Origin of the sequence: Luteibacter sp. 3190, assembly GCF_031456385.1 — a bacterium.
GTDB lineage: Bacteria > Pseudomonadota > Gammaproteobacteria > Xanthomonadales > Rhodanobacteraceae > Luteibacter.
Genome location: NZ_JAVDUO010000002.1, coordinates 165,993 through 188,251 on the forward strand (window position 1 = coordinate 165,993; position 22,259 = coordinate 188,251).

The 22,259-nt window shown below is 67.8% G+C and carries 19 protein-coding genes; 11 read left to right on the plus strand and 8 right to left on the minus strand.

Annotated features, from left to right (window positions below):
- Window positions 1-254: 254 nt before the first annotated feature.
- Complete coding sequence (locus tag J2X58_RS10680) at window positions 255-3,143, plus strand: EAL domain-containing protein (protein ID WP_090056913.1); 2,889 nt, start codon at window positions 255-257, stop codon at window positions 3,141-3,143.
- A gap of 87 nt (window positions 3,144-3,230) precedes the next feature.
- On the opposite strand, the gene J2X58_RS10685 is transcribed toward J2X58_RS10680, so the two are convergent.
- Window positions 3,231-4,193: an Hsp33 family molecular chaperone HslO gene (locus tag J2X58_RS10685; protein WP_256374593.1), complete on the minus strand. Its 963-nt coding sequence runs from the start codon at window positions 4,191-4,193 to the stop codon at window positions 3,231-3,233.
- A gap of 110 nt (window positions 4,194-4,303) precedes the next feature.
- Between J2X58_RS10685 and mtgA the strand changes: the two genes are divergently transcribed.
- From mtgA to J2X58_RS10700, 3 genes are read left to right on the plus strand one after another with little or no spacing between them, the layout of a single operon-like run.
- Complete coding sequence (gene mtgA, locus J2X58_RS10690; RefSeq protein WP_310048122.1) at window positions 4,304-5,044, plus strand: monofunctional biosynthetic peptidoglycan transglycosylase; 741 nt, start codon at window positions 4,304-4,306, stop codon at window positions 5,042-5,044.
- A gap of 7 nt (window positions 5,045-5,051) precedes the next feature.
- Window positions 5,052-6,023, plus strand: a complete 972-nt coding sequence (locus J2X58_RS10695; protein ID WP_310048123.1) for a glycosyltransferase family 2 protein — start codon at window positions 5,052-5,054, stop codon at window positions 6,021-6,023.
- A 47-nt stretch (window positions 6,024-6,070) separates the two neighbouring features.
- Entirely contained in the window at window positions 6,071-6,499 is a 429-nt protein-coding gene (locus tag J2X58_RS10700; RefSeq protein ID WP_090056906.1) for a CBS domain-containing protein, read from the plus strand.
- On the opposite strand, the gene J2X58_RS10705 is transcribed toward J2X58_RS10700, so the two are convergent.
- The gene (locus tag J2X58_RS10705) at window positions 6,496-7,782 is read right to left on the minus strand and encodes an MFS transporter (protein ID WP_310048124.1); all 1,287 of its coding nucleotides are present in this window, start codon (window positions 7,780-7,782) and stop codon (window positions 6,496-6,498) included. The two genes, J2X58_RS10700 and J2X58_RS10705, sit on opposite strands and share 4 nt — an antisense overlap.
- A 204-nt stretch (window positions 7,783-7,986) precedes the next feature.
- Between J2X58_RS10705 and J2X58_RS10710 the strand changes: the two genes are divergently transcribed.
- Entirely contained in the window at window positions 7,987-9,351 is a 1,365-nt protein-coding gene (locus J2X58_RS10710; RefSeq protein ID WP_310048126.1) for a serine hydrolase domain-containing protein, read from the plus strand.
- A gap of 53 nt (window positions 9,352-9,404) precedes the next feature.
- Here J2X58_RS10710 and J2X58_RS10715 read toward each other — a convergent pair whose 3' ends face one another.
- From J2X58_RS10715 to gcvH, 3 genes are all read right to left on the minus strand, one after another.
- Window positions 9,405-10,436: an energy transducer TonB gene (locus tag J2X58_RS10715; RefSeq protein ID WP_090056899.1), complete on the minus strand. Its 1,032-nt coding sequence runs from the start codon at window positions 10,434-10,436 to the stop codon at window positions 9,405-9,407.
- A gap of 272 nt (window positions 10,437-10,708) precedes the next feature.
- Window positions 10,709-11,323: a met regulon transcriptional regulator MetJ gene (gene metJ, locus J2X58_RS10720; protein ID WP_090056897.1), complete on the minus strand. Its 615-nt coding sequence runs from the start codon at window positions 11,321-11,323 to the stop codon at window positions 10,709-10,711.
- 430 nt (window positions 11,324-11,753) lie between these two features.
- Entirely contained in the window at window positions 11,754-12,155 is a 402-nt protein-coding gene (gcvH, locus tag J2X58_RS10725; protein ID WP_310048128.1) for a glycine cleavage system protein GcvH, read from the minus strand.
- Window positions 12,156-12,439: 284 nt separating this feature from the next.
- Here gcvH and J2X58_RS10730 point away from each other — a divergent pair, with 284 nt between their 5' ends.
- Window positions 12,440-13,582, plus strand: a complete 1,143-nt coding sequence (locus J2X58_RS10730; protein WP_310048129.1) for a DUF3103 family protein — start codon at window positions 12,440-12,442, stop codon at window positions 13,580-13,582.
- A 67-nt stretch (window positions 13,583-13,649) separates the two neighbouring features.
- Here the strand turns inward: J2X58_RS10730 and gcvT are convergent, their stop codons facing one another.
- Window positions 13,650-14,756: a glycine cleavage system aminomethyltransferase GcvT gene (gene gcvT / locus J2X58_RS10735; protein ID WP_310048131.1), complete on the minus strand. Its 1,107-nt coding sequence runs from the start codon at window positions 14,754-14,756 to the stop codon at window positions 13,650-13,652.
- Window positions 14,757-14,925: 169 nt separating this feature from the next.
- Here gcvT and J2X58_RS10740 point away from each other — a divergent pair, with 169 nt between their 5' ends.
- From J2X58_RS10740 to J2X58_RS10755, 4 genes are read left to right on the plus strand one after another with little or no spacing between them, the layout of a single operon-like run.
- The gene (locus tag J2X58_RS10740; protein WP_090056889.1) at window positions 14,926-16,068 is read left to right on the plus strand and encodes an ABC transporter permease; all 1,143 of its coding nucleotides are present in this window, start codon (window positions 14,926-14,928) and stop codon (window positions 16,066-16,068) included.
- On the plus strand, window positions 16,062-16,871 hold the full coding sequence (locus J2X58_RS10745) for an ATP-binding cassette domain-containing protein (RefSeq protein ID WP_310048665.1): 810 nt from the start codon (window positions 16,062-16,064) through the stop codon (window positions 16,869-16,871). The genes J2X58_RS10740 and J2X58_RS10745 overlap by 7 nt, the downstream gene beginning before the upstream one ends.
- Before the next feature lie 4 nt (window positions 16,872-16,875).
- Entirely contained in the window at window positions 16,876-17,814 is a 939-nt protein-coding gene (locus J2X58_RS10750; protein WP_090180185.1) for an MlaD family protein, read from the plus strand.
- A complete protein-coding gene (locus J2X58_RS10755; protein WP_310048133.1) occupies window positions 17,811-18,425 on the plus strand; it encodes an ABC-type transport auxiliary lipoprotein family protein in 615 nt (204 codons plus the stop codon). The genes J2X58_RS10750 and J2X58_RS10755 overlap by 4 nt, the downstream gene beginning before the upstream one ends.
- Window positions 18,426-18,469: 44 nt before the next feature.
- On the opposite strand, the gene J2X58_RS10760 is transcribed toward J2X58_RS10755, so the two are convergent.
- Together J2X58_RS10760 and J2X58_RS10765 are read right to left on the minus strand one after the other, a co-directional pair.
- Complete coding sequence (locus J2X58_RS10760) at window positions 18,470-19,084, minus strand: alpha-ketoglutarate-dependent dioxygenase AlkB (RefSeq protein WP_310048666.1); 615 nt, start codon at window positions 19,082-19,084, stop codon at window positions 18,470-18,472.
- Between the two features lie 17 nt (window positions 19,085-19,101).
- Entirely contained in the window at window positions 19,102-20,502 is a 1,401-nt protein-coding gene (locus J2X58_RS10765) for an amidase (protein WP_310048134.1), read from the minus strand.
- Window positions 20,503-20,648: 146 nt separating this feature from the next.
- On the opposite strand from J2X58_RS10765, the gene J2X58_RS10770 reads away from it, so the two are divergent.
- Window positions 20,649-22,256, plus strand: coding sequence for an electron transfer flavoprotein-ubiquinone oxidoreductase (locus J2X58_RS10770; RefSeq protein ID WP_310048135.1), 1,608 nt, complete (start codon window positions 20,649-20,651; stop codon window positions 22,254-22,256).
- Window positions 22,257-22,259: the final 3 nt, after the last annotated feature.

The following is a 22,259-nucleotide window of genomic DNA, read 5'->3' on the forward strand; positions in this document are numbered from 1 at the left end:
TCGTGCTCTGCAACGGCTGAGTTTCCCCGCGTCCCGCCTCAGCCTGACGGGAACGACCCGAGTATACCCCGTTTTACTTTTTACTAACACCCCGGCGAGTCTCCCTTAAGGAACGCCGTCCGTTGCCGTTTATGTCCATGAGGGGGCGGCCGCCCGGGGGCGGCGGCTCCCGGAAGCGCGCCACGGCGCCCCATCGCGCCGCCGCCGCAACGCATATAGACTGCAATCGACCACGACCGGAACCCCGTCAGGCGATGACCTTCGCTCCATCCCAAAGCCCGACCCTGCAGGCACCCGGTCACACGGAGGCCGCGCCGTTGCAGGAAGCCGTCGAGCGCCTGCTCCGCGCCGCGGACGCCGAGTCGGTCCGTACGGAGTGCGAGGCTTTCGTCCGTTTCCTCCTGCCCGGCGCCGTCGTCTCCTGGCGTCCCGCCGCCAACCCTATCGCCGCCGGCGCGCGGGAACTGGCGATCGATCCACAGAACGAGCGTTACGTCGACGTTTCCGCCGATGGGGTCGAGCTGGCGGCCGCCGCCGACATGCTCGCCTGGCTGAGCCGCCTCGCCGCCGCACGCTTGCGGCAGCTGGCGGAGACGGCGAACCTCTACGAGGCCATCTCGCGGCTCGCCCTGGCCGAGCGGCTGCAGCGTGCGCTCTACGCGATCGCGGAGCAGGCGGGGGCCGAGCACAACATGAAGGACATGATGAGCGCGCTCCACGGCATCGTGGGCAGCCTCATGTACGCCGAGAATTTCTTCATCGTGCTCTACGACGCGCAGAACCGCACCGTGCGGTTCCCGTATTTCGTGGACACGGAAGACAAGGACATCCCCGATCCGGAAGGCATCCGCGCGATCGAGGCCATCGAGAACACGCTCACCTGGCACGTGCTGCAGAGCGGCCGCGCCATGATGGGCGCGAGCAGCGAGCTCGAGAAGAACCTCCCGGGCCCCCGCGTGCCGATCGGTCCGCCGAGCGACGACTGGCTGGGCGTGCCCATGAAGCGTGGCGACGACGTGGTCGGTGCGCTGGTGGTGCAGAGCTACCGCGACGACACGCGCTACACCGAGAACGACCGCGACCTGCTCACCTACGTCGCCCAGCACGTGCAGACGGCGCTGGAACGGCGCCAGGCGCACGAGGAACTGGAGCGGCGCGTCACCACGCGCACCGCGGCGTTGCGCGAAGCGAACCGGGTACTGCGCCAGCAGGTGCTGCAGCGCCAGCGCGGCGAGCGGCTCCAGGCGGCGCTGTTCCGCATCGCGGAGCTGGCGAACACCTCGGACAGCATCGAGAACTTCTACGCCGCCGTGCATCGCGTCATCGGTGGCCTGCTCTACGCGCGCAACTTCTACATCGCGCTGCTTTCGGAAGACCAGAACAAGCTCACGTTCCCCTACTCCGTCGACGAGCTCGACGGCGTGCGCGAGCCGCGCGAGCTCGGCCGCGGGCTGACCGAATACGTGCTGCGCAACGGCAAGGCGCTGCTCGCCGATCGCGACGAGATCGACCGACTCAACCGCGACCAGGTGCTCTCCACCTCGGGCGCGCGCTCGCTGCACTGGCTCGGCGTGCCGCTGATCTGGAACGAGAAATCGATGGGCGTGCTCGCGGTGCAGAGCTACACGCCCGAGCACACGTACAGCGCGCGCGACCAGGAACTGCTCACCTTCGTCAGCTACCACATCGCCAACGCGCTGCAGCGCAAGTACACGACCGAATCGCTGAAGCAGGCGTACGCGAGCCTGGAGCGTCGCGTCACAGAGCGCACCCGCGCGCTGGCGCTGGCCAACCGCGACCTGCGCGAGCAGATCGCCGAGCGCGAGCGCGTCGAGCGCCGCCTGAAGTACGAGACCCTGCACGACTCGCTGACGGGCCTGCCCAACCGGACGCTGCTGTTGCAGCGCCTCGAGCAGGCGCTCAACCATTACCGTGAGAATCCGGGCGACCTGTTCGCCGTGCTGTTCATCGACCTCGACCGCTTCAAGGTCATCAACGATTCGGTCGGCCACCTCGTCGGCGACGACCTCCTGTTCCAGGTCGGCGGACGCATCCGTGCCTGCCTGAAGACGCGCGACGTCGTCGCGCGTCTGGGCGGCGACGAATTCGCGGTGCTGGTCGAGGGCATCGTCGATCCACAGGCCGCGACGCACATCGCCGAGCGCATCATCGCGCAGCTGCAGACGCCGTTCCGGCTGGGCGCGAAGGAGATCTTCACCTCCGCCTCGATCGGCATCGCCCTGCCGACGCCCGAGTACACGCGTCCGGAAGAGCTCCTGCGCGACGCCGATTCGGCCATGTACCGCGCGAAGGACGAGGGGCGCCACCGCGCGGCCGTGTTCGACGACCGCCTGCGCCGCGAGGCCCTTTCGCTGCTGGAACTGGAGGGCGATCTGCGCCGCGCCCTGACCCGCAACGAGTTCGTCCCGTTCTTCCAGCCGATCGTCGACCTCGAGGACACCCGCGTGGTCGGCTACGAGGCGCTGCTGCGCTGGCGCCATCCCGAGCGCGGCCTGCTGCCGCCCGGCGAGTTCCTTGCCGTGGCGGAGGACACCGGCTGCTCGGAGGCGATCGACTGGCAGATCTTCGAGCAGGTAGCGCGACAGGCGCGCGCCCTCGTCGGCGACGAAGGCTTCATCAGCATCAACGTATCGGGCAGCCACTTCCGGTCGCCCGACCTCGACCAGCGGCTGCTCGACCTGCTCGCCGAACATCGCGTCCCGGCGCGCTCCATCCGCGTGGAAGTGACGGAACGGGCGCTGCTGGAGAACCCGGCGCAGGTGAAGCGGATCCTCGAGAACCTGCGCGATCACGGCGTCGGCATCGCGCTCGACGATTTCGGCACGGGCTATTCGTCGCTCAGCTACCTGCACCAGTACCCGATCGAGACCCTGAAGATCGACCGCTCGTTCGTCACCGAGCTACCGGCGGAGGACAGCACGGCGCACAGCACCGCCGTGGTGCGTGCGATCCAGGCGCTGGCGGACTCGCTGCGCATGCAGGTGATCGCCGAGGGCATCGAAACCGAATCGCAGATGCGCGCGCTGCGCCGCATCGGCTGCCGCTTCGGCCAGGGCTTCCTGTTCGCGCAACCCCAGCCGGCGAGCAAATGGCTGGGCGCCCCGCTGTCGCTCGACGCCTGACCCGACACGGCAGGAGCGGACCTGGCCGCGCCAGCTCGCAGTTTCGGCGAAAAGCTGTCGCGGCCGGGGCCGCTCCTACCGTTGTCCTTACTGGAGTGTCGAGGGTGACGGGGGCGTTTCGGCCTGGGTGAGCAGCCGTTCGGCGTCCACGCGGTCGAACGTGTAGCGCGTGGCGCAGAACTCGCACACCACTTCGATCTCACCGGCGCGATCCTCCAGCGCCGCCTCGACCTCGGTGCGGCCCAGCGCGCGGAGCATGCCCTCGACGCGCTCCTGCGAGCACGTGCAGCCGAACTCGAGCGCGCGCGGCTCGTACATCCGCACGGTCTCCTCGTGGTACAGGCGGTAGAGCAGTTCCTCGGGACGCGTGGCCAGCATTTCCGCGGCGCTCAGCGTCGCCGTCAGGTGGCCCACGCGATCCCATGCGTCGTCGTCCTGCTCGGCCGCGCCGTGGCCACCCTCGCCCGGCACCGGCTGCAGCATGAGTCCCACCGCGTGATCGCCGTTGGCGGCCAGCAGGATACGCGCGGGCAACTGCTCGGATTTCTCGAAGTAACCTTCCAGCGCGGCGGCGAGCTGCGACGACGGGCCCTCGTGGGTCGACGCCTCGGCCCCGTCACCCGCGAGGTCGACGATGCCCTGATAGCGGCCGCGATCGGCCTGGCCGATCGTGATGACGAGGAGCGCCTCCGGCGCGCGCGCCAGGTTCACGGCATCGGCCAGCGCGCCCGGCTCGTTCTCGTCGACTCGCGCGAGTCCGCGGAGGCGGCCCTTGTCCGTGCACTCGGCGAACAGCAGGCGCAACGACCCCTGGCTCTTGAACTCGATCGAGAGCGAGCCTTCGAACTTGATGTTGCCCGTGAGCAGCGCGCTCGCGGCGACGGCCTGACCCAACGTCGCACGCAGCGGCGTGGAGTATTCCGCGCGGGAGGCGATTTCCTTCCAGCTGGCGCCGAGCCGCACCAGCACGCCGCGCACGCCCGCTTTCTCGAGCATGAAGCGGTGCAGCACGTCCTCGGACACGAGGGTATCGACGATCTGATCGGTCACGGTGAGGGTCTCCTGGTGATCCGACGAAAGGTGGGGCCTCGCCCGGGCAGCGACAAGCCCATGCCGGCCGACGGCCCTTATACTGCGCCATCCTCCGTCATCGCGCCGACATGAGCCAGACGCCTCGTTCTCCCCTTCGCCGCCTCGCCCAGATCGTCGGCCTGCTCGTCCTCGCGTGGCTCGCGCTGTCGTGCGTCGTCGTGATCGCGTTCCGCTTCGTGCCGCCGTGGACCAGCGCGATGATGATGGAGCGCCGTGTCGAGGCGCTGGTGACGCACGAGGACGGTTTCACGTTCCGGCACACCTGGGTGCCGTGGGAGCGCATCTCGCCGCAGGTGGGCATCGCGATGGTCGCGGCCGAGGACCAGAAATTTCCGTACCACCATGGCTTCGACGTCGATGCCATCCAGGACGCGATCGATGCCGCCGACGAGGGCAGGCGGCTGCGTGGCGCGAGCACGATCAGCCAGCAGGTCGCGAAGAACCTGTTCCTGTGGAACGGGCGCAGTTTCGTCCGCAAGGGCCTCGAGGCCTGGTTCACCGTGCTGATCGAGACCTTCTGGCCGAAGCAGCGCATCCTCGAGGTCTACATGAACACCGTGGAGCTCGGCAACGGAATCTACGGCGTCGGCGCCGCCGCCGAAACCTTCTACCGTACCTCCGCCGACCGGCTGAACGCGACGCAGGCCGCGCGCCTCGCCGCGGTCCTGCCGAATCCGCGCCGCTTCCGCGTCGACGCCCCCAGCGCCTACGTCGAGCGGCGCACCGCGTGGATCGTCCGCCAGGCGGGTCAGCTGGGCGGCCCTGCCTATCTCTCCCGTCCCGCGCCCGTTTCCGGCCGCGTCCGCTGAGGCCCGCATGACCTTCTCGCTCGCCATCGTGGTCCCCGCATACAACGAGTCCGCCGTGGTCGACATCTTCCACGCGAGGCTGTCCGCGGTGCTCGACGGCATCGACGCGACGTCGCGGGTGATCTACGTGGACGACGGCAGCCAGGACGGCACCTGGCAGGCGCTCTGCGCCGTGGCCGAGCGGGATGCGCGCGTCGAGACGATCCGCCTGTCGCGCAACTTCGGCAAGGAGGCGGCGATGACGGCCGGCTTCGACGCCGCCGACGCGGACGCCGTGGTCGTCATCGACATCGATCTGCAGGATCCGCCCGAACTGATCCCCGCGCTCGTCGCCCGCTGGCGGGAAGGCTTCGACGTGGTCTACGCCACGCGCGGCGAACGCGACGGCGAGACACGCACGAAGAAGTTCACCTCCGCGGCGTTCTATCGCGTCATGGAGCGTCTCTCGGACACGCCGCTGCCCCGCGACACCGGCGACTTCCGCCTGCTGTCGCGGCGCGCCGTGGATGCGCTGCGCCAGCTCCGCGAGCGCCAGCGCTTCATGAAAGGCCTGTTCACCTGGATCGGCTACCGGCAGACGTCGGTCACCTACCACCGCGAAGCACGTCGCGCGGGCGCGACGAAGTGGAACTACTGGCGCCTGACGAACCTCGCCATCGAGGGCATCACCTCGTTCTCGACCGCGCCGCTCCGCCTCGCCACCTGGGTCGGCGTCTCGGCGGCGACGCTGGCGTTCCTCTACGGCCTGTGGATCGTGCTGAAGGTGCTGCTCTGGGGCGATCCCGTGCGCGGCTATCCCACGCTGATGGTCGTGATCCTCTTCCTGGGCGGCGCGCAGCTGCTCGCGCTCGGCGTGATCGGGGAATACGTCGGGCGCACGTATTCCGAGTCCAAGCGTCGTCCGCTCTACTACGTGGACGAGCACCGCGGTGGCCGTCCTTCACCCAGCGATTACTCCACGCTTCCCGACCGGCGCTAGACTGACGCCATCGCGGCGGGGGCCGCATCCAACCGGGGAGTGGCAGCATGCGCCAGGTGAAGCATCTCCTTGAAATCAAGGGCCGTGCCGTGTTTTCGGTGGCCGAGGACGCCACCGTCTTCGAGGCGATCCAGCTGATGGCCGAGAAGAACGTCGGTGCGCTCGCGGTGAAGAAGGGCGACCAGCTCGTCGGCATCGTTTCCGAGCGCGACTACGCGCGCAAGGTGATCCTGAAGGACCGTTCGTCGCGCGAGACCCGCGTGGCGGAGATCATGACCGCCAGCGTCGTGTCCGTCGCGCTCGACGCCACCGTCGACGAATGCATGCGGCTGTGCACGGACGGACGCCTGCGCCACCTGCCCGTGCTCGACGACGGCACGCTGGTCGGCATGGTATCGATCGGCGACCTGGTCAAGGCCACGATCTCCGAGCAGCAGGAAACGATCAACCAGCTCGAGAGCTATATCGCCGGCTAGCCTCGCCGGCGTTCGTCCGACTCCGGCTCCAGGTCCGGCGAGGTCGCGGCGCGCCGGGCTACCTCGACGGCCAGCGCGGCGAGCGTCGCGCAGAGGATGCCGATGCCGGCGATGCCCACGCCGAGCGCGCGCAGCCCTTGCAGCCCGCTGGTGACCAGCAGGTCGCCGAAGCGCCACACGGTCGTCTCGATGAAGTTCTTGCCCTTGTAGCGGGCCTCGCGCGGGATGCGCGTGTAGAGCGCGTCCACCGCGGGCTTCGACATGCCGAAGGTGAGCCCCCGCGTGGCGATCTGCACGATCGCGATCAGCGGCACCGCGAATCCAAACAAAATGGTATCGCCGGGGCCATGGAACGCCAGCCACGCGAGCAGGACGCAATTGACCACCGACGGCAGCACCAGCGCCCATGCCGTGCCGACGCGGCGCATCAGCAGCGGCGTCAGCGTCAGCTGAAGCACCGCCCCGAGCCCGTTGATCCAGAGGTCGAGGTCGGCATAGAAGGCGGTGCGCGCGGCGTTGTCGGTGAAATGGGCCTTGGTGTAATCCGCCATCAGCGCGTACGCCATCGTGGCGATGCCGTCGCTGAAGAGCATCAGAAGGGTCATGTAGCGGAGGAACGGCTGCGAGATCGCCGCCTTCGCGCCCTCGATGATCGACCCGCCCAGTGGCGCGTTCTCGCCGCGATCGTTCGCGTCCGCGCGCCGCAGCACCACCAGCAGAGCGCCCAGCGCGAGCAGCAGCGTCACCGCCGAGACGACCAACATCGACGGCACGCCAACCCGGACCACGAGCAGGCGCGTCAGAAGCGGTCCGAGCAGCGCGCCGGCCATGCCGCCGAAGGCGATGATCGGAAAGACCAGCCGCGCCTCCGCGCTGCGGTACACGTCGGCCATCAGGCTCCAGAACAGCGAGACGACGAACAGGTTGAACACGCTGACCCAGACGAAGAAGACCTGGCCCAGGGCGACCGCGCCGATGCGATCCTGCGCGACGAACGCCGGCACGAAAGCGAACAGGCAAAGCACGAACGAAAGGTAGCTCCCCAGGAGCACGCGGCGCCGCGGGAAACGGGCGACCAGCCAGCCGAACACCGGGGTCAGCGCCAGCATGACGACGAAGACGACCGCGTAGAACATCGGCAGGGACGACGACCCGGCGGCACCCACGAGCTGGTCCCGCACGGGGCGCAGGACGTAATAGGAGGTCAGGACGAGGAAGAAGCCGATGACCGAGAGAGCCAGGGTCAGGCCCCCGGTCCGGGCTGCGCCTGCAGGTGGATTCACGATGGCCGGGGTGTCCGGTGGGGTTGGACGAAGACTAGCACGCCCATGTTGCGCCGCCGCGAGCCCGGACGTGTTCAGGGACGTCAAGGCGCGATCCGTTGTCGCGGAACGGGAACTGCATGACAATGCCAGACGAAACGCCGGAGCAGCCGGCCTTCCCATCCGTCGCGGCGTGTCCCCACGCCTCGTAGCCGCGAGAAAAGCATGTCGTTCCGTTTCACTTCACTGCTCGCCTGTGCCTTCGCCTGCACCGTCGCCGCACCGTTCGCTCTCGCCGCCCAGCCGCAGAAGCCGCCCGTCGTCCACGTGGACCCGGAAGCCGCGAAGCTGCCGCCCGAGCGCGTCAAGGAAACCGTCGAGAACTACAAGCGCTGGCTCGACGCCGCGGAAGCCCGCAACGCCGCGCCGGCGATCGTCACCGCGGTCATCGTCGACGACAAGGTCGTCTACGAGCGCGCCATCGGCTACGCGAACGCGAAGACGAAGGAACCGGCGACGCCCGAGACCGTCTTCCGTCTCGCGTCGCTGTCGAAGGCCTTCGCCACCGGCGTCACCGCCGTCCTCGTCCGTGCGGGGTTCCTGAGCTGGGACACGAAGCTCGTCGACACCCTGCCCTACTTCAAGCTCAAGGACATGCAGTCCGCGCAACAGGCCACGGTGCGCGACATCCTCGGTCAGCGCCTCGGCCTGCCGCGCAATACCTACGACGCGATGCTCGAGGCCGACGCGCCGTACGAGGAACTCGTGCGCAAGCTCGACGAGGTCGACCTCTCCTGCAAGGTGGGCGCCTGCTACGGCTACCAGAACGTCGCCTTCAGCATGATCGGCGACGTCATCTACGCGCAGACCGGCGACTACTTCTTCCGCCAGGTGGAGCGCCGCATCTTCGCGCCGCTCGGCATGACCACCGCGAGCTACGGCCGCGACGCGCTGGAGGCGAGCAAGAGCTGGGCACGCCCCCATCGCGGCGGTCCGCACAACTGGATTCCGTACGAGCCGAACGACAGCTACTACCGCGTGGCCCCCGCCGCCGGTGTCAACGCGAGCCTCCGCGACATGGAGCAGTGGCTGATGGCGCAGATGGGCGGTCGCCCCGACGTGCTGCCGACCCCGCTGCTCGACGTGCTGCACGCGCCCGAAGTGTCCACGCCGTCAGAAGAGCGCTCCCAGCCGTGGCGCCGCGCGCGCGTGACCGACGCGCACTACGCGCTCGGCTGGCGCGTCTTCAAGTACGCCAACGAAGACCTCGTGTACCACGCGGGTGCCGTGTCGGGTTACCGCACGATGATCGGCTTCTTTCCGAAGTACCACGCGGGCGTCGTCACGATGTGGAACGGCGCGGGCCCGGTCCCCGCCGGCCTCATGCCGATGGTCTTCGACAGCCTGCTCGGCCTCCCGCACATGGACTGGGCGGGCGTCGACGGCCCGGTCCGCGCGGCCGCGCCCGTCGCGAAGGCCGCGCCGGCGAAGACCTCGCCGAAGGCGAAGGCCACGGCGAAGTCGAAAACGAAAGCCACGCCGAAGAAAACGGCATCCAAGACGGCAACCAAGAAGAAGAAGCCGGAGTAGCTCGTTCGCCCGGAAGCATCCAAAGAAAAACGGCCCCTTTCGGGGCCGTTGTCTTATCTGCCGAGGTTGAACTGTAACCGTCGCCGCAGGGTCACCGTCATCGGCTCGCCATTGCGCGTGGCGGGCTTGTACTCCCAGCGGCTGACGGCGTCGACCGCGGAGCGATCGAACACGTGCTTCGGCTGCGAGTCGACCACGGTCACGTTGGCGACCGCGCCGTCCGTTCCGACGGCGAACTCGACGTCGACCCAGCCTTCCTGGTTCGCGCGCATGGCCGCGGTCGGATAGCGCGGGCTGACCTGACGGATGAGGACCGCGTCGCTGATGGCGTCCGAGGTCGCCGGTCGCGCGGCCGGTGCCGCCGGGCGCGACGCGACGGGAGCGGCCGCGGCCGGCGCCTGCTGTTGCGCGACACGCGACGCCTGCTCGCGCGCCGCCTGCTGACGCTGCGCTTCCGCGGCGGCGGCCTGCTCAGCCTGCTGCCGCGCCGCGGCCGCCGCGTTCTGCTGGGCGAGCTGCTGCGCCTTCTGCGCGTCGAGCGCCTGCTGCTGTTCGCGGTCGAGCGTCTTGCGCTGGGCGTCCAGCTTCGAGCGCAGGATCGTCAGCGTGTAATTCTCGGGATCGGCCTTCGCGAGCAGGTCGATTTCGCGCTGGGCCTCGGCGAACTCGCGCTGATTGATCGTCTGCTCGGTCGCGGCCGCGCCGTACGAGAAGGTCTCGCGCAAGGCGTCCGCGGCGACCTGATTGCCGGGCTGCTTCTGCAGCGCCTTCATGTAGAACTCGAAAGCGTTGTTGCCAGCGGGCGCCACCAGGCGCTGCTCGTTCATCGCGGTGCGCGCCTCGGACAACAGCTGATCGACGCTCAAGGCGTCCACATTCGCGGGCGGTGTCTCGCGAGCGGCCGCCGCCTTCTGCGCGCCGGTGGGCACGGGCGTCACGCCGGCCGATGCGTCGCGGTACGGTTTGATGATGAGGAACCAGGCCGCGATCGCGAGTGCCACGACGATGGCGACGACGGCGAGGGTCACGGGATTGACGGCGCCGCGCGCACGAGGGCGGGCACTAAGACGATGACGATTGTCCATGGCGGTTCGTAACGGACTCCGCGAAGGCGCGCGCCGATGATGGCTTGACGCGGAAGACCCCCCCGGTCCCCGCAGCGCGATGTGGCGACAAGGTAACCGTAATGGACGCGTGAATCCAGTTGGACGGCCTAGGACGTTTTCCGGTCCGGTGGGCGAACCCCGGAAACGAACGACCCCGGCCAGGCCGGGGTCAAGTTTTCGAAGTGACTCCCCGCGCTGGGCACCGCGGGGAGCTAATTCGCAACAACGAGTTTCTTATTGGAAGGTGACGCTTACTTCGCCTTGGCGGCCTTCGGGGCCTTCGGTGCCTTGGCGGCCTTGGTCGCGCGAACGACCTTGGCGGCGGCGACCTTCTTCGAAGCGGCCTTGCGCGGCGAAGCCTTGCGCGCGGTCTTCTTCGCGGTTGCCTTCTTGACGGCCTTCTTCACCGCCTTCTTGGCGGCGACCTTGCGGGCCGGTGCCTTGCGGACGGACTTCTTCGCAGCAGCCTTCTTGGCCGGCGACTTGCGGGTTGCAGCCTTCTTGGTCGCGACCTTGCGGGTCGAGGCCTTCTTCGCCGGCGACTTGCGGGCGGCGGTCTTCTTCACGGTCGACTTCTTCGTCGCCTTCTTGGCGGCGGACTTCTTGGCAGTGGCTTTCTTGGCAGTGGCCATAGTTCTTCTCAGCTCCTCATCAGTTGGCAGTGGTTGCCCAGTAAAAGCGTGGAGGAACGCTTCAACCAGCAGATCGCTGTTCGTCGCGTGCCTCAAATTGTTCACCTGGCGGCGTGTGCGTTCATCGGAAAGCAGGCGGAGAACATGCAGCGGAATCGATACCGTGATCTTGCGAACCGAACCTGCTTTCGAACCATGCTCCACATACGGCCTGATGAATTGATCTCTTTCCATTTCCGGTTCCCCGTCAATTGACGCAAAAGCTATTCCTGAACATTTCCGCTGTCAATAAATTTTGGCTCTAAATTGAAGACGTTGCGGCCGGCAATCATGGCGCTCACGCGTCGCCCGACGGTCGATCAGGACGCTTTCCGAATAATCGCGACGAACGATCGAGCGCATGAGTAATCGCACCGCCTCAGAAAAAGCGTTCAGCAAATGCCTTAAATAAAGGTGTTTGGTGCGTGCCGGCGAAACATCGCGTGGCGCGGGCGATGCCTTCGCGCCCAGCCGTTGCGATCCGCGAAGACACGTCGGCGGCGGTCGTTCCGGGGATGAACGGAGTTCAACTGGGGGCAAAAAAAATTTGCCGGGAACCCCTCCCGCGGACAAAAAAATGCCGGTCGCGAGGGACCGGCATCGGTTCCGGACTTGCCGGAAGGAATCAGTTGTCTTCCTTCTCGACCTGGTCGGCGTACTCGTCGGCCGTCAAAAGATTGTCGAGTTCGGACTTGTCTTTGATCTTCAGCTTGAAGATCCAGCCGGCATCCCACGCGTCCTCGTTGATCGTCTCCGGCTTGTCGGAGAGATCGGAGTTGACCGCGATCACTTCACCCGACACCGGCGCGTAGATATCGGACGCCGCCTTGACGGACTCGACCACGGCAGCACCCTTGCCGGCTTCAACCTCGGCGCCGACTTCCGGCAGCTCGACGTAAACCAGATCGCCCAGCGCCTCTTGCGCGTGGTCGGAAATGCCGACGGTGACCGTGCCGTCCTGCTCGACGCGCACCCACTCGTGGGACTTCGCGAACTTCAGGTCGCCGGGAATTTCGTTGTTGCTCATAGGTAGGCCTCGCTGTCTTCGGACGGATGCGGGTGGTGGGTCGGGCAATTGTACTGATCCGCAGACGTTCGGGGGCGACGTCGCCGTGAACCGAGGCACGAATCGGCAAACGCCGACAAGCCGGAGAAACCGGAACCGACATCGGCGACGCCGTAGCCACGGCTACCTTGGCACCACGGCGAGCGATTCCTACGCCGTAGAAGCGTCCGCCCATCCCCATCCGGGGCGGCCGCCGACTGCCCTTCGCGGGCGTCTATGAGTCCCCCCATCAGGAGCAACACGTCATGAAGAGAATTCTGAAAGCCACCGCCCTCGCCGCGTCCCTCGCCATGTCCCTGCCCGCCATGGCGGGTGACCGCCAGGCGATCGGCGACGTGCGAGAGAACGCAGCGAAGCAACTCGCCGAATTGCTCGACGATCAGACCTTCGCTGCCGCACTGAAGGAAAACCTGGGCAAGCAACGCACCCCGCTCGTCGACGTGATCCGCAGCTACAGGAACCACGACGGGACGGCGGCCCGCGGCGACAGCACCGCCGCGCTCCGCGACCTCGAGCGACAGGCCACGCGTCTGCGCGGACTCGACGGGCGCATCGACGGACTTCTCAACCTCCGTGTGCTCGGCGCACACGGCGCGGCCCGGACGATCGACCCCTCCGACTTCTGGACCGCGGCGAAGACGGTGGACGCCACCACGGGCCAGGAGCAACTGGTCGCCTTCGACCCCGACGGCAAGCCGCACCGCTATGCGATGGACGCGATTCCGGACGTACCCATGCTCGTGGTGGACACCAACAGTCCGGAGGCCACGCGCGCCGGCATCGCGATGGTCAATGAGACCCTGCGCGACCTGGGTCTGCAGGGACCCGAGCCCGACGAGGTGACCACGGGCGACGAGGACCTCACCGTCCTCAAGGAGATCCACCTCGCCTACGACGGGGAACATGACAGTGTGACTGAAGGGCTCACCCGCTCGGAGGTCTATGCGATCGTCAACGGCGTCGGCCACGACGGAAAGGCGAACGTCGTCTTCAAGGACATGCCGTGGCTGGCATACGACAAGGTCTGGTACACGCCCGGGCAGGACCTGATCAACTGGCGCGAGTTCAGCAGCAACTACGTGGGATTCACGCTTTACGAAAAGGACGACACCGATTTCAAGGAAGTCGCTTCCGCGGTGGCCGGCGCGGTGAGCCAGCTCTCGGCGTTCGGCGGTCCGTATGCGCTCCCGATCACCGTCGTCTCCGGGATGACGAAGGCCATCATCGACGCGATGCCGAATCGCTGGCTCAGGAACGACGACGATTATCTGGATTCGTTCTACGTCATCGAGAAAGGCAAGGACTATGGCACCCGCGCGAAGCCCCGCAAAGGTGCCGCCAACAACGCCAGCATCGTTCTGGAACCCTATACGGTGAAAGGTCGCTGACGAAGAAAAGCAGGAGGGCGGCCATGGGCCGCCCTCCTGAGTCACGCATATATATAGTGTGTCGAGATCAGCCCGCGATACCCGCCATCGGCTGACCATCGCGCACGAACGGGAACTTGACCACGCGCACCGGCACTTCCTTGCCACGGATGTCCACGCGGACGTCGCCGAGGTCGCCCACCGGGACGCGCGCGAACGCGACGGACTTGCCGAGCGTCGGCGCGAAACCGCCGGAGAGGATCTCACCCTCGCCCGCCGACGTCAGCACCTTCTGGCCGTGGCGCAGCACACCCTTTTCGTCCATCACCAGTCCGATCATGGTGCGCGGCACGCCATCGGCCTTCTGCTTCTCCAGCGCGGCGCGGCCGATGAAGTCGCGTCCCTCGTCGAGGGAGATCGTCCATGCGAGCGCGGCTTCCCACGGCGTGACCGATTCGTCCATGTCCTGGCCGTAGAGATTCATGCCCGCTTCCAGGCGCAAGGTGTCGCGGGCACCAAGCCCCGCCGGGGTGACGCCGGCGTCGTGCAGCAGCTTCCACAGTTCCACGACGCGCGTGTTGGGCACGACGACCTCGAAGCCGTCTTCGCCGGTGTAGCCGGTGCGGGCGAGGAACAGCGGCATGCCGTTCGGTCCTTCCACCTCGATCGCGGCGAACTTGCCGAGCTTGGTCGCCTTCTCGCGAACCTCCTCCGGGAGCAGGTCGATCAGCTTCTGGCGCGCGTTCGGGCCCTGCACGGCGATCATGCCGAACTCCGGACGCTCGCGGACCGTGACGCCGAACTCGCCCGCATGCTTTTCGATCCAGGCCAGATCGTTCACGCGGGTCGCGGCATTCACCACGAGGCGGAAGAAGTCCTCGCGCAGGAAGTAGACGATGAGATCGTCGACCACGCCGCCCGTCTCGTTGAGCATGCAGGTGTATAGGGCCTTGCCCGGCTTCGCCAGCTTGTCGACGTTGTTGGCGACGAGCTTGCGGAGGAAGTCGCGCGTGCGCTCGCCGGTGAGGTCGACGACGGTCATGTGCGAGACGTCGAACATGCCGGCGTCCTTGCGGACGGCGTGGTGCTCCTCGATCTGCGAACCGTAGGCGATGGGCATGTCCCAGCCGCCGAAGTCGACCATGCGGGCGCCCAGCTCGCGGTGGGTGGCGTTGAGTTCGGTCTTGTCGGTCATCGTCTTACCTTGAGGGGGATGGCGGTGGGATCAGCCCGGCATTATCGACCCCGCGCGGCCCGGCGTCCAAGCGCAGGCGCAGCAACGGCCGCGGAAGGAAACGCCACGGGGCCGCCGCGGCGCCAATCCGGACCACGATTTCGCCCATGAGTCCTGCTAGCCTTCCGGCATGACGACCCCATCCGCGCCCGGTACCGCCACGCTCACCCGCGACCCGGGCGGAGCGCGCCTCGTGCTAGCCGGCGACTGGACGCTGCCCCACTACGAGCGTCTCCAGCAGCGCGCCACCGAACTGGCGGGTTCGGTCGACGCGGCGACGGCCGTCGATACGGCCGGCCTCGGTGCCATGGATACCTCCGGGGCGTTCGTGGTGGCCGAGCTGCTTGGCAGCGCCCGGACGCAGGCCCTCGCGCAGGACGAGACGCTGCCGCCGGCACGTCGCGCCCTGCTCAAGACGGTCGGCGACGCCATCGACACCTATTGCAAGGGGATCAAGCGGCCGCGCGACGCCGGCTTCGTGGTGATGCTGGAACGCATCGGCAAGGCGATGTCGGGCTTCTGGAAGCAGACCCTCAAGCTGCTCGGCTTCATCGGCATCACCCTGCAGGGATTCGGCGCCACCGTATGGCGGCCCGCCCGCTGGCGCGTCACCTCGCTCGTGTCGCACATCGAGCAGACCAGCCTCGACGCCGTGCCGATCCTCGCGTTGCTTTCCTTCATGGTCGGCTGCGTGGTGGCCTTCCTGGGCTCGACCGCGCTGGCGAGCTACGGCGCGAGCCTCTTCACCGTCGATCTCGTCGGCATCGCCTTCCTCCGCGAATTCGGCGTGCTGCTCACGGCGATCCTGCTCGCGGGACGCACCGCCAGCGCCTTCACCGCCCAGATCGGATCGATGAAGGCCCGCGAGGAGATCGACGCGATCCGCACCCTCGGCCTCGATCCCATCGAACTGCTGGTGCTGCCGCGCGTGCTGGCCCTTCTGATCGGCCTGCCGCTGCTGACCTTCATCGCGATGGTCGCCGGCATCGTCGGCGGTGGCGTCGTCTGCTTCGTGGCGCTGAAGATCTCCCCGGCGATGTTCCTCAACATGTTCCAGGCGGACATCGGGATCACGCACTTCCTCGTCGGCATCGCGAAGGCACCCGTCTTCGCCTTCATGATCGCGGTGATCGGCTGCATGGAGGGCTTCAAGGTGTCGGGAAGCGCGCAGTCGGTCGGCGAGCACACCACCTCCGCCGTGGTGCAGTCGATCTTCGTCGTGATCCTGCTCGACGCCCTCGCCGCACTCTTCTATATGGAGATGGACTGGTGAACGCACAGGTCGCCCCCACGCCCTCTCGCGAAACGGTCATCGAGGTGCGCGGTCTCACCAATCGCTTCGGCACGCAGACCGTGCACGAGAACCTCGACCTCGACGTCTACCGCGGCGAGATCATCGGCATCGTGGGCGGTTCGGGCACCGGCAAGTCGGTGCTGCTGCGCACGATCATCGGGCTGGTGCGCCCGGAGGCCGGCGAGGTCCGCGTGTTCGGCGAGGACCTGCTCGCCCTTCCCGCCGAACGTCGCTCGCAGGTGGAGCGCCGCTTCGGCGTCCTGTTCCAGAGTGGCGCGTTGTTTTCCTCGCTCACCGTGGCCGAGAACATCGCCCTGCCCCTCGTCGAACACGCGCACCTGCCGCGCGTGGACGCCACCCGCCTGGCGGGCGTCAAGCTCGCGCTGGCCGGGTTGCCCGTCGACGCGGGGCGCAAGTATCAGTCGCAGCTGTCGGGCGGCATGATCAAGCGCGCGGCACTCGCGCGCGCGCTGGCGCTCGATCCGGAAATCCTCTTCCTCGACGAGCCCACCGCGGGCCTCGACCCGATCAGCGCGGCCGCGTTCGACAGCCTGCTGGTGACGCTGCGCAACGCGCTGGGTCTCACCGTGTTCCTGGTGACCCACGACCTCGACACGCTCTACTCCACCTGTGACCGCGTCGCCGTGCTGTCGCAGCGCCGCGTGCTCGCCGCCGCGCCGATCGACGAGGTCGCGCAGACGGACGACGCCTGGGTACAGGCCTATTTCAACGGACCGCGCGGCCGCGCGGCCACTCGCGCCGCCCATCCGGGCAGGGAGTAGACCCATGGAAACCCGTGCCCACCACATCCTGATCGGCCTGTTCACCGTCCTGGTCGTGCTGTTCGGCCTCGGCTTCGGCGTCTGGCTCGCCAAGGCGCATTCGGACCAGGAATGGAACTACTACGACGTCGTGTTCAACGAGGCCGTGACAGGCCTGTCCCGTGGCGGCGCCGTGCAGTACAACGGCATCCGCCTCGGCGACGTCATGCAGCTGAAGCTCGATCCGGAAGACCCGCGCCGCGTGCTCGCGCGCATCCGCGTCGAAGGCGATACGCCACTGCGCAAGGACACGCACGCCAAGCTGGCACTCACCGGCGTGACGGGTGTCGCGATCATCCAGCTGTCGGGCGGCTCCCCCGGCAGCCCGATACTCGTCGGGCATGACGGCGAGGTGCCGACCATCGTCGCGGATCCGTCGCCGTTCGCCCGCATCCTCGCCAACGGCGAGGACCTGATCACCAACATCAACCAGGCCGCCGCGCGCGCGAGCGAGCTGCTCTCGAAGGAGAACGTGCAGCGCATCGGACGCACGCTGGACCACCTGGAGAAGACCACCAGCGTCATCGCCGACGAGCGCGAGGACATCCGTTCGCTGATCAAGGAGCTGTCGACGGCTACCCGGCAGGCGAACGAGACACTGGCCGAAAGTCGCGCTCTCGTGCACAACGCCAATGGACTGGTCGAGGGTCAGGGCAAGGCGACGCTCGAGAGCGCGCAGCGCGCGATGGCCTCGCTGGAACATTCGATGGCGTCGATCGACCGCCTGCTCAACGACAACAGCGATGCGATCAACGGCGGCGCCGCGAGCCTGGGCGACCTCGGCCCCGCGCTGCGCGAACTGCGCGACACCCTGGGATCGCTACGATCCATCACCCGCCGCCTGGACGAGAACCCCAGCGGCTACCTGTTCGGCCGAGAGAAGACCAAGGAGTTCACCCCATGATGCGCGCCCGCCACGTCGCCCCGCTCGTCATCGCGCTGCTGTCGGCGTGCTCGATCCTGCCCAAGGCCGAAAGCCCGCACATCTATACATTGCCCGCCGCGCCCGGTGGTCGCCCGATGGCGCCCGCGCAGGTGGACTGGGCCCTGCGCATCGTGGCCCCCGGCGTGCCGCGCGTGCTCGACAATTCGCGCATCGCCGTGATGCCCGACGCCAACACGATCACCGTCTATGCCGGCGCGCGCTGGGCCGACGGCGTGCCGAGCCTGTTCCGCGACCGCCTCGCCGACGCGTTCCGCGACAGCGGTCGCGTCGCCGCCATCAGTACCGACGAGGCGAACCTCGCCGCCGACTACGAACTGGGCGGCAGCCTTGCCGCGTTCCAGACCCAATACGCCGGCGGCAAGCCGGAAGTGGTCGTGCGTTACGACGCCACGCTCGCCGGCACGCGCAGGCACCAGATCGTCGCGAGCCGCCGCTTTGAGGTGCGTGAGCCCGTCGACGGGAAGGAAGTGCCGCAGGTCGTCGAGGCCTTCGGCCGCGCGATGAACAAGCTATCGGGCGACGTGGTCGGCTGGACGCTGCAGTCGGCACCGGCGCAGCGGCAACCCTGAAATCGCCGATACGATCGGCTCCCACCCCTTCGGTAGGTGGCCTGCTAGCAGCGGGTGGGAGCCGATCGTATCGGCGATCGGATGTCGCGGGGCGGCTCGATGTTCCGGAAGGTAAGGTTGATGCGCGGACCGGTCACCCGCTTCCGCGCCGGCAGTTCGTGCTTGTACAGACGCTGCGTGTCGCCGGCCATCGTCAGCAGGCTGCCGTGCGGCAGCTCGATCGCGACGGATTCGCCACCTCCTTTCGGGCGGAACCGGAAGGTGCGCTCCGCGCCGAGGCTCAGCGATGCGATCACCGGCCGTGCACCGAGTTCGGGTTCGTCGTCGCTATGCCATCCCATGCGGTCCGCGCCGTCCCGGTAGAGGTTCGCCAGCACGCTGTTGAACGGCGCGTCGCAGGCTTCCGCCACGCGATCACGCAACGCCCGCAGTTCCGCCGTCCAGGGATGCGGCACGAAACGCGTGCCGGAATAGCGGTATGCCGCGTCGTCGTCACCGATCCAGGCGCTGAGGCGCGGCGAGTCCACGATGCGCCCGAACATGCGGATGCGATGCACCTCCCAAGGCAACGCCTGCCGGAGGTGGTCGAGCAACCGGTCCGCTTCGTCGGCATCCAGCCAGGCGGGCGCGAACGTGACGTCCGCGCCGGGAAGGTCGATCCGGGACCACTTCGCGGTCAGGCGGGCTCGACCGGATAGGCGGGCTCCGCGTCGAGCGACGACGCGCAGACGGCCGCGAGCTCGAGCAGGCGCAGGTCGGAACCCCGCGCGCCGACGAGCTGCATCCCGATGGGCATGCCGTTGGGCAGCGTGCCCATCGGGATGCTGACGGCGGGACAGCCGGCCAGGCTGGCGAAGCTGCACAGGTCGGCCTGCGAGGAAGGCACCGGCCCATCGAGCGGGAACGCACCCTGCGGTGTCGTCGGCATGACCAGCACGTCGACCTGCGCGAAGAGGCGGCGCATCTTGAGCGTGGCCGCGTCGATGACGAGGTCCGCCGCGACGTAATCCGCCGCGGATTTCCGCGCCGCGAAATTCACCATCTCGCGGAAGCCAGGCGAGACGGGATACGCCTCGTCCGCGAGCTCCGTCGCGAAGGTGTTGAGCATCTCGGCTTCCATGATCAGCAGGCCCGCGCGACGCGTGCGCGCGAAATCCCAGTCGGAGAAGTCGACGGTGCGCCGTTCGCCGAGCTCGCCACCGAGCTTCGAGAGCGCCTCGTTGAATACGTCGATGACGTCCTGCTCCACACCGACCGCCGCGAGATCGGGCAGGAAACCCGCCCGCAGATTGCCCGGCTCCCAGTCCGGCGGCGAGAACGCCACGCGGCGACGGCGCGAACGCGCATCGTCGGCGTCATAGCCCGCCAGCGTCTGCAGCAGCACGGTGAGGTCGTCCACGCCGCGCGCCAGCAGGCCCACGGCATCGAGGCGACGCGCCGCCGGCACGAGCCCGCGCGCGGAAATCTCCCCGTGCGTCGGCTTCAGGGCGTAGACGCCGCAGTAGCTCGCCGGCACGCGGATCGATCCGAGGGTATCGGAGCCGATGGCGGCGACGGCCAGACCAGCCGCCACGGCAGCGGCCGCACCGCCCGACGATCCGCCGGCGGTGTAACCCAGCCGATGCGGATTGTGCGTCGCGCCATGGAAGGGGTTGTTGGTCGTGAGGCCCAACGCGCCCTCGTCCATGTTCGTCTTGCCCAGCAGCACCGCACCCGACGCACGGAGGCGCGCGATGGCGTGCGCGTCTTCCTCGGGCACCACGCTGCGCCGCCGCATGCCCGCGCGCGTCGGCACGCCGGCGACGTCGAAGTTGTCCTTGATCGCGATCGGCAGGCCGTCCAGCCGGCCGATGACGCCATCGCGTCGCCGGCGATCGGCGGCGAGCGACTGCTCCTGGATCAGCGACACGCTGTAATCCACGAAGGCGTTGAGTTTCGGATTCAGGCGCTCGATGGCGTCCTGGTAGACGTCGGACAGGGCCTGGGGCTGGGTCCGTCCAATGGCCAGCCAATGCAGTATCTGCAGAAGCGTGGCCCGTCGCATGTCGACATCGGCGACCGGCGGCATCGTATTCATGAAGTCTCCTTGCGCTTGGGACGATTATGAACGCGCTTTGTGAAGATCGTGCAAGCCCTTCCGCTTTCGATGTGATTTGCCGCCGCCGCGGCGAAAACGGACAATGCCGGGTCGACCCCCGCAGCCAGCCGTTGAGTGAGCCAGCCATGAGCGAACGCGAAACCATGGAATACGACCTCGTCGTCGTGGGGGCCGGCCCCGCGGGACTCGCGTTCGCGATCCGTACGAAACAGCTCAATCCCGAGACCACGGTCTGCGTGATCGAGAAGGCCTCGACCATCGGCGCGCAGATCCTTTCCGGCGCGGTGATCGAGACCGCGCCGCTGGACCGCCTGCTGCCCGACTGGCGCAAGGCGCCGCCGCCGGTCTGCGTGCCGGTGACGAAGGACGAATTCTGGTTCTTCCGCGACCACGCGTCCGCCACAAGGAGCCCGGTGACGCCGCCGCAGATGCACAACCACGGCAACGTGATCGTCAGCCTCGGTGCGCTGTGCGCCTGGCTGGCGCCGCAGGCCGAAGCACTGGGCGTCGACGTGTTCCCCGGCTACGCCGCGGCCGAAGCGCTGTTCGACGACAGCGGCGCCGTGAACGGCGTGCGCATCGGCGACATGGGCATCGCCCGCGACGGCACGCACAAGCCGGGTTACACGGAAGGCATCGACATCCGCGCGAGGGTGACCGTGCTCGCCGAAGGCTGCCGCGGTCACATCAGCAAGACGCTCATCAAGAAATACGACCTCGACGCCAACAGCGATCCGCAGACCTACGGCATCGGCATCAAGGAGCTCTGGCAGCTCGCGCCGGGCAAAGGCGAAGCGGGCAAGGTGGTGCACACGCTCGGCTGGCCGCTGGCGAACGACACGTATGGCGGCAGCTTCCTGTATCACCTCGACAACGACCGCGTCGCCGTCGGCTTCGTGGTCGGCCTCGATTACCCGGACCCGAACTTTTCGCCGTTCGAAGCCTTCCAGCAGTTCAAGCACCACCCGAACGTGAAGGGCCTGCTCGAAGGCGGCAGCATCGTTTCCGCGGGTGCCCGCGCCATCGTCGAAGGCGGCGCGCAGTCGTTGCCGAAGGTGGAGATGCCCGGCGCGATCCTCATCGGCGATTCCGCCGGCCTCGTCAACGTGCCGAAGATCAAGGGCACGCACCAGGCGATCGCCTCGGGCATGCTCGCCGCCGAACACCTCGTGGCCACGCAGCTCTCTCCCGCGGGCTGGGATGCGAAGCTGCGCGGTTCGGCCGTCATGGCGGAACTGCACAAGGTGCGCAACATCCGTCCCGGCTTCAACAAGGGCCTCTGGCGCGGACTGATCAACGCCGCGTGGGAAACCGTCACGGGCGGCCGCTCGCCGTGGACGCTGAAGAACCACGCCGACTGGTCGGCGCTCGGCAAGCTCGGGCAGTACGAAGCGCCGAAGAAGGATTATGTCGAGCGCACCCTCGCCCCGCGCGACCGCCTCGCCAGCGTCTATTTCGCGGCGACGGAGCACGACGAAGACCAGCCGGTGCACCTGAAGGTCGCGGACACCAGCATCTGCGTCGAGCGCTGCACCACCGAATACGGCAATCCGTGCGAGCGCTTCTGTCCCGCCGGCGTCTACGAGATGGTGCAGGACGAGTCGGGCCGTCGCCTGCAGATCAACGCCGCCAACTGCGTGCACTGCAAGACCTGCGACATCAAGGACCCGTACCAGATCATCACCTGGGTGACGCCCGAGGGTGGCTCGGGGCCGAATTACCAGGGTCTGTGAGCG